We start from the raw sequence: 7,110 nt of genomic DNA on the forward strand, positions 1-7,110 counted from the left end.
TCTAGCGAATGGCACCGGCAAGATTGCCGCGTGACAAGAAGCGTTCAACCACGAAGGCGACCAACAACAGGGGGGCCACCGAGATCAATGCCGAGGCTGACAGACTCCACCACGGCGTCACCGACGAGTTCAGCGCAACCACCGCCACTGGCAATAACTGTGTATTGGTGAAGGTGAGCGTGAAGGCAAAGAAAAAGTCATTCCAGCCAAAAATCAGGCAGAACATTCCGGCGACGATGATGCCCGGTAAAGAGTTGGGAAGCACCACACGAAAAAACGCCTCAATAGGGGTACAGCCATCGAGCATTGCCATCTCGTCAATTTGACGCGGAACATTGTTGAAGAAATCAACCATGATCCAGACCGCAATAGGCAGTAGCAGCGCCACATAAACCAAAATCAAGCCCAGCTTGCTGTCCAACAATCCCAGCCACTGGAGCATCAGGAAAAATGGAATTGCCAATACGATGGGTGGCATGATTCGCTGCGAGATGAAGAAGAAAATCAAGTCCTCATTCTTTACAAAACCGGCGCGATAGGTAAATCTGGACAGTCCATAAGCGGCCAGTGTTCCCAATACGATACTGATGAAACTGGCACTGGTGGTTACGATCAGACTGTCAATATAGGGATGGACAATGTCAATGCCACCGCCCGCGCCAAACAGACTTTGCCAGCCATGAAGTGACGGCTCATATTGGAGCCATGGCAGGTAGGTAGGTCCACCTGTAATTCCGTTGGCGGTTTTGAAACTGGTCGTGAGTGCCCACAAAAACGGCGCCACGACAAAAGCGCTCCACAGCGCAATCGCCAGATACTTGAGAGAGGTGAATAGACGAGGCATTAAACACGCCCTCCAATCAGGAAACGGTGCAGCAGCTTGCCAACAACAGTGAGCAGCACGATCATGATCACCAGATAGGTGATTGAAAGGGACGCTGCATAGCCGATGTCAAAGTCGCGCAAGCCTTTGATGTAAATGTAGTAGCCCGAGGTCTCGGTGGCAGTGCCCGGGCCGCCTGACGTTAAGACATAAACCGTTTCCATCAGTTTGGATGCCTCGATCAGCCGGATCATGATGGCACCGATAGACACCGTTGCCATCAGGGGAAAGGTCACATTGAAAAAAGTTCGAACCGGGCCAGCACCGTCAATGGCGGCTGCCAGAAACGGCTCCCGGGGCAGACTGATCAATCCGGCCAGCAGCAGCAAGAACATAAACGGTGTCCATTGCCAGATCTCGACAATCATCACGCTGACCACAGCCCACCCTGAAGAGGTTAACCAGGGATACGGGCCCAGCCCGATCATGCTGAGTACATCATTGGCAGGGCCCAGTGATTCGTGGAAGATGGTGCGCCAGATCACTGACATGATGACCGGGGTTGTCATCATGGGAATCAGGAACAGCAGGCGAAAGAACCGACGCGCCTTGACGTCATGCCAGACCAGGAGCGCCAGCGCAAAGCCTAGAACGTACTGAATCAGGACGGTTCCGAGCGCCATGCCACCCAGACGCACCAGCGATTCCCAGAACCGGGTGTCTGACCACAGCACAGAATAGTTCTTGCCGCCTATCCAACTCAGACCCGGTGTTACGGCATCCCAACCCGAAGCACTGACCCGGATGGTAAACAGCAGCGGGAATAATATGATCGCAAGCAAGATCAGCAAGCCGGGCAGCAGGAAGGCCAGCTTGAAAGGTCTCAGGCCAGTTTCACCCATGACAATACCTTGGTTGGTGTGCAGCGCGTTTTTGCGACAGAACTACACCGATTGAAAAAAATGAGGCCATGCCCCTGTTGGACATGACCTCATCTTCAACGCGCATGACAAATCAGCGGCCCTTGTCTTCGAGCTTCACAACATTGGCGTAAGCAGCGCGAACCTTGTCAACACCGATCTTGTTGACAATATCGTTCCATTGTTGACTGACACCATCGAGAGCAGCTTGAGGGGTCTTTTGACCAGCCATTGCTTCTGCCACTCCGTTGGCCAGTGACGACATGAACTGATTGACACCTGGCACGCGCAAATCAAACACGCGGTTATTGCTGCTATCCATGCCCCCCAGGGTCTTGACATAAGTGTCAGCTACGTTCTTGTCCCAGCCCAACTTGGATTGCCAGAAGTTCGAGTCGAAGTGAGCCTTGCGAAATGGGTTGATACCAAAGCGGCCGATCTGGAGGTCCAGACTGTCATTGGCTTCATTCGAGAAAAAGCACAGGTAATCAAAGGCCATGTCCTGGCTCTTGGACGCTTTGGCAACCGCCGAAGTCCAACCCCAAGTGATATAGGGCGGGGCGTTCGGTAGGTCAAAGTGGTCCCACTTGCCGCTGGTGCGATTCCACACATCGTTGGCGCCGGGTAGCGGTGCAGCTGCAACCTTGTTCCGAATCGGGCTGTCCTTCTCCATGGCTTGAATGAAGGCATCGTCCCAGCTGTAGCTCATCAGGGCCTGACCACCACCAAACGAGAAGATTTCGTCACCAAGTCCAAAGTTGGTGCCTCCAGGTGGAAATGCTGCTTTGGCCTTGATGAACATTTCAAGACCACGCACCCAGCCAGGATTGTTAACCTGGGGTTTCATCGTCTTCAGATCGAAGAAGAAACCGCCTTTGACATTCGGATTCTTGGCGTAAGCGGCAACACGGCTGATGAATGCCGAGAACATCAGATCATCGCGCTTGGTAACTTCGGCACTGCCAAAGTGGGGCTTGCCGTCACCAGCCCAGTCCCAACCGGAGAAGAATGTGGCTACGTCGTTATAGTCTTCCCAGGTAGCAGGAACCTTCAGCTCTTTGCCCATTTTTTCCTTGTATTTGGCCTGCATCTGCGGATTACTGAAAATATCCGAGCGGTATTTCATGTAGTGCCGGTCCCCGTCGACCGGATACTGCACCATCTGATTGCCCCAGGTCGCCACATCACGGTAATTGGCCGTCACGTCTTTCATACCACTGGAGGCCTGATAAGCGGCTGGCACCGGTGCAAGATGGCTCTGCATGTCACCAATCCACAGCGATGGGTAGAACAGAACGTCATAGGCTGCCTGTCCGGTTTGAAATGGAATCATGATCCGCTGATAAAGGTCACCAAATGGGATATGAACCACGTCAACCTTGGCGCCAGTCAAGTCCTGAAACTGTTTTGCATGAACATCAGTGGGCTCACCCAGAACAGGAACTGCATGGGTGATGATCTTCAAGGTACGGCCCTTGTAGTTCTTCTTGGCGATGGCTTCAAAGGAGCACATTCCGGGAACGTCGGCGGCCGAGCCGTACTTGCCATAGTCACCGTACTTGCTATAGTCAATGTTGGCTGCCTGCGCACAGGTGGCGCCGAGCTGCAGCAGGCCTAATGCAACGGCCGTCAACAGAACTGGCTTTTGCCATTTCTTTGCAGGAAAAAGGGTGCGATTCGATGTGTAGTTCATGTGTCTTCCTCTTTTGATGGCTAATGTACTGCAGGCTTATGGAATGAGCACGGCACGTCCGTGTATCTTCCCGTTATGGAGATCTTTCAGGGCTTGATTGGCATCGGCGAGCTTGTATTCCACTGTGGTCAGATTGACAAGGCCTCGATCGGCGAGTGCCATCAGCTCATACAGATCGGCCCAAGTACCAACCAAATTGCCGATGATGTTTTTCTCGGTGATGACCAGGTCCACCGTTGGAACCTTCACATCCTCACCGTAACCGACAACGTAGTAGCTTCCCATTGGGCGCGTCATCGCCAGACCTTTGCTGGTCGTGCCGTGCTCACAAACGAAATCAATCACGGCCTCCGCGCCCTGTCCGTTGGTCAAGGACATCACGGCTTCCACCTCGTTGCCATCGGCCTTAACCAGATGGTCAGCGCCGCACTTGCCAGCAAGACTGAGCGAAGCTTCCGACTTGTCCACCACAATGATGTCAGCCGCGCACATCGCCTTCAGGCACTGAATGCCGATGTGTCCCAATCCACCAGCTCCGATGACGACGCAGCGATCACCCGGCAATAAGTGTCGTGTGGCTTTCTTGATGACGTGGTAAGCAGTAAGCCCGGCATCTGCATAGGGGGCAACGTCCTTCGGTGCCAGGGTCCGGGGTAAGGGAATGATGTTGCGCTCGGATGTACCCAGATATTGCGCATAGCCGCCATTCGAGTCGAGGCCTGGAAATTTGCCGTCGCCATGCATGTCGTGACCACGTCGGCACGCCAGGCAGGTACCTGAAGATATTTTGGGATGAACGATGACGGGGTCGCCAACCTTGAGATTTTCAACGTCCTTGCCAATGGCTTCGATCCAACCAGCGTTTTCATGGCCCAGGATGAACGGTAGCAGCGCATTGCCGTTCGGGTCCATATGGGGTCTCCAGACACCTTCAATAACGTGCAGGTCGGTTCGACAGACACCGGCACCGCCAATGCGAACGATGACGTCGGTTGGTTTGGTGATGGTGGGGTCGGGAACATCTTCCATCGAAACCCATTGGTCTGCGGTCAGCTTTTCGTCGTAGGCTTTAAGTACCTGTGCTTTCATTTCGTTGGTCTCCTGTGTCGGCAACATGCCGTTATGCAGGTCACACAATGCAGACTTCATGCCAACCGAAAAAAAGTCTGCTTTGAGGGGGACGCACACGAGTGCAAACGAATGAGGGCTGAACACACAATGAACATGACTTGTTCATACTGTTCACTTTCTGCACATTGAAGATTTTCTGAGTGCTCCTAGAATGGGCCTATTCCATTAGGGCAAAGTATCCTGAAGGAGGAGACATGCAACACTTATCCGGGATTGATCGCGCCCGTCGCGCGCTAGAGAGTGGTCATCGCTTTCCCGCCGGGGCTTTGCCCGTTACGGTGGCGACCAGTTGGGAGCGATGCCGTGACTACGGCTTGGCGCCTGAGGCACAAATGCGCGATATGGTCATTCCCTTTACCGATGTCCATCAAAGACGGGAACGCGATTCGGTGGTGCGCCACTTGGCATTGGCAGAAATGCAGATTCTGTACTCGCAGATTGCAGGTTCCAATTTTGTCATTGCCTTTGCCGACGCCGAAGGCGTCGTCCTCGACACCATCAGCGACCCGCATTTTGCCGACAGCCGCGCCGGAAAAGCCATCATTCCGGGCAGCATCTGGACCGAGGTTGAACGCGGCACCAACGCGCTCGGCCTGGCTGTTCTCGAAGCGTCGCCGGTAGCCATCTATGGTCGTGAGCATTACTTCAGCTGTCATAGTCAACTCAGCTGCATGGCGGCGCCGATCCTCAACGCCGAAGGGAAAATTGCGGGCTTGATCGACGCCTCCTGTTCCAGCGAAGCCCGGCAACAGCATACGCACGCGCTCGTGAAGATGGCTGCCGCCACGGTCGAAAATAGTTTAATCTACCAAGAACGCCCGGATCATTTCATCTTTGCGTTTCATCCCCGTCCTGAATATCTCAATACCTTGTCGTCAGGTTTGATTGCGGTATCGCGGGAAGGCGAGATTTCTTCCATTAACCGCCCGGGGCAATCGCTGCTGGCGGGGCTTCTCGCCGCACATGGCATGCATTTCGAAACACTTTTTGACGGCAAGTTTGGCTCTGCCATGGAGAATCTGCTCTGCGGTGGCATCATTCGCATCCGTGACCGCGCTGGCAGCAGTGTGTTCATGGCCTGCCGGCAGATTGGCGCGCGCCTTCATTCGTCGAATTTATTCCGCACTCCAATGTCCACGGAGGCAAGAGACATCGCGATTGTGCGTGAACAAATAGACATCGGCTTCGTCTGCCAGGATGCAACATTGCGCCATGCCATGGTCGGACTTGAAAACGCAACTCGCTTGAAAATGCCGGTTTATCTGCACGGCGAAACGGGTACCGGCAAGGAGTTGATGGCCCAGCATATACATGCGCTAAGCGGTCGCAAGGGTGAGTTTGTTGCCCTGAACTGTGGCGCTGTTCCGGAAGCGCTTTTTATCTCCGAACTATTTGGTCACGAACGGGGTGCTTTCACCGATGCTCGCCAGGATGGATCTCCTGGACTGGCTCGTTTGGCAAACGGTGGATCACTGTTTCTTGACGAAGTTGCAGATATACCGATGGCCTCGCAGACGGCGCTGCTGCGCTTTCTTGACAGCATGGAAGTACGCCCGGTAGGGGGCAAGAAAATTCACAAGGTTGACGTTCAGATTCTGTCCGCCAGCAACCGGGATCTGACCGACATGGTGGCGTCGCGGCTGTTCCGCGCCGATCTGCTGTACCGCCTGAACGCATACACCCTGAAACTGCCCGCCTTGAAGCAAAGACAGGATTTTGTCGCAATCGTCAAGCGGCTGATGGATGAACTCGCACCGCAAGCGGCGATCACTGATGCCGCTATCGAGTTGCTGCGCAAGGCGGACTGGCCGGGCAATATCCGCCAACTCAGAAGCACATTGCAGCGCGCACTGGTTCGAAGAAACATGGAGTTCATTGACGAAGAATCGTTTGATGACATCGGCATTTCACAAGGCCTAGTGGCCGATGTCTGTGATGACTGCCGCGGTCACCCCTTGAACCAGCACAAATGCCGGGAAATCCGGTCGATCTACCGGTCAACAGGACGAAATATTTCAGAGGCAGCCCGATCGTTGGGGCTGTCGCGAACCACTGTTTACAAACATGTAAGCTGATTTTGAGTTCTATTGGTTCCTCTATAACTTGCAGCCTATCCGGGCCATGGACTTGCACGACATGATGCGACGCGACTTTCGTCGCGTGCTTCCAATTCACGGCTTTATCTGTGACGGTATTTGAGAGCTGGTCAGGGAGAATGACAAGCTCGACTCAGATCGTCAAAGCGCAGAGCATCGACTCTCAGCGGTCGCCCGACCTGCCACCTTGCAGAGCGTGAATGACGGCTTTATCGCGTCTGAATCGCTCAGGCCAACGACGGCTCGGGGCACTTTGCTTGAATTCGCGGCGCCAAGTCGTCCGACCGGCTCCTGCCAGGTCCCGACCGTCGTACCAATTGCCACTATGCCCGCGCCTGGTCGGGTCCTGCTAACCTGAAGTTCCTCCCTCAAAAAACCGATTTTCCCCTGTGACGGACCCGACAAATGCGGTTCCGCGTTCTGTCTACGTTTTGATCTGCGCGATCA

5 protein-coding genes are annotated in these 7,110 nt (G+C 54.3%); 1 reads left to right on the plus strand and 4 read right to left on the minus strand.

Annotated features, from left to right (window positions below):
• Position 1: 1 nt before the first annotated feature.
• From GZ093_RS04515 to GZ093_RS04530, 4 genes are all read right to left on the minus strand, one after another.
• Positions 2-784 (minus strand): carbohydrate ABC transporter permease, encoded by a 783-nt coding sequence (locus GZ093_RS04515; protein ID WP_296482692.1) that lies wholly within the window; start codon positions 782-784, stop codon positions 2-4.
• Between the two features lie 59 nt (positions 785-843).
• Positions 844-1,725 carry a sugar ABC transporter permease gene (locus tag GZ093_RS04520; RefSeq protein WP_296482694.1) on the minus strand — a complete coding sequence of 294 codons (882 nt, stop codon included), beginning with the start codon at positions 1,723-1,725 and terminating at the stop codon, positions 844-846.
• A gap of 112 nt (positions 1,726-1,837) precedes the next feature.
• Entirely contained in the window at positions 1,838-3,436 is a 1,599-nt protein-coding gene (locus GZ093_RS04525) for a hypothetical protein (RefSeq protein WP_296482697.1), read from the minus strand.
• Positions 3,437-3,472: 36 nt separating this feature from the next.
• A complete protein-coding gene (locus GZ093_RS04530) occupies positions 3,473-4,525 on the minus strand; it encodes an NAD(P)-dependent alcohol dehydrogenase (protein WP_363260180.1) in 1,053 nt (350 codons plus the stop codon).
• Positions 4,526-4,761: 236 nt separating this feature from the next.
• Here GZ093_RS04530 and GZ093_RS04535 point away from each other — a divergent pair, with 236 nt between their 5' ends.
• Positions 4,762-6,642, plus strand: coding sequence for a sigma-54-dependent Fis family transcriptional regulator (locus GZ093_RS04535; protein ID WP_296482702.1), 1,881 nt, complete (start codon positions 4,762-4,764; stop codon positions 6,640-6,642).
• The last annotated feature ends 468 nt before the right edge of the window (positions 6,643-7,110 follow it).

The organism is Rhodoferax sp. (assembly GCF_010365055.1).
GTDB lineage: Bacteria > Pseudomonadota > Gammaproteobacteria > Burkholderiales > Burkholderiaceae_C > Rhodoferax.